Source organism: Actinokineospora sp., from assembly GCF_050699995.1.
GTDB lineage: Bacteria > Actinomycetota > Actinomycetes > Mycobacteriales > Pseudonocardiaceae > Actinokineospora.
Genome location: NZ_JBOHGC010000009.1, coordinates 1 through 1,006 on the forward strand (window position 1 = coordinate 1; position 1,006 = coordinate 1,006).

Annotated in this window: 1 pseudogene; it reads right to left on the bottom strand. The window is 72.7% G+C overall.

The features are described 5' to 3' along the window. Positions 1 to 1,006 (bottom strand): annotated as a pseudogene (locus ACRDSQ_RS00520) (hypothetical protein); the annotation flags it as partial.

The following is a 1,006-nucleotide window of genomic DNA, read 5'->3' on the forward strand; positions in this document are numbered from 1 at the left end:
GGGCATCGGCCTGCGCGGTCACGGCGTCCGGGTCGAACGCGGCAGGCGGGAAGATCACACTGGTGTCCATGCCGACCGCGCGGGCCAGCCTGCCCAGTTCGGGGAAGGCGACGAACAGGTCCGCGAGCATCCCCGGGCGCTGGCTGCCCTGGCCGGGGAACAACACACCGAGCTTGCCGGAAGTGCCACCCTCGACGTGCAGTCCCGGTGCGGGCTGACCGGCGACAGCGGCCCGCAACTGCGTCGCCAGCTCATCCAGATCCTTGGCCACCAAGGCGATACGCACCGGTGTGCGGTCGCGGTCGGCGCGCTCGGTGGCGGTCCGCGCGAGGTCCCGCAGCGTCCACGGCCTGCCGTGTGCGTCGTTGGTGGTGACCAGGGTCAGCAGTCGCTCGACCTGTCTGCGCGCTGTCGCGTCGTCGGCGCCACGGAACATGAGCAGTTCGGCGGGCCACTCGCGCAGACCGTGGCGGACCGCTTCGGAGCGCTGGTGTCCGCGCAGCACGACGTGGAAGTTGGTGCCGCCGAAGCCGAACGCGCTGACCCCGGCGACCCGGTGGTCGGGCCGCTCGGTCCAGGGCGCGGCCTTGCCGTGGAAGACGAACGGGCTGGTCCGCGGGTCCCACGCCGGGTTCGGCTCGGTGACGTGCAGCGTCGGCGGCTTCACCCCGGTGTGCACCGCCAGCGCGGCCTTGATCAGCCCGGCGAGGCCGGCCGCGCACTTGGTGTGCCCGATCTGCGACTTCACCGACCCGATGACACAGCTCCCCGGCGCGGCGCCCGCCTCGGTGAACACGGCATCCAAAGTGGACAATTCAGTGCGGTCGCCGACGACGGTGCCGGTGCCGTGCGCCTCGACCAGACCGATCTCGGTCGGCGACACCCGCGCGGTGCGGTAGGCGCGCTCGATCGCGCGGCGCTGGCCGTCGGGGCGAGGGGCGGTCAAACCGAGAGCCTTGCCGTCACTGCCGCTGCCGACGCCGCGGATCACCGCGTACACCCGGTC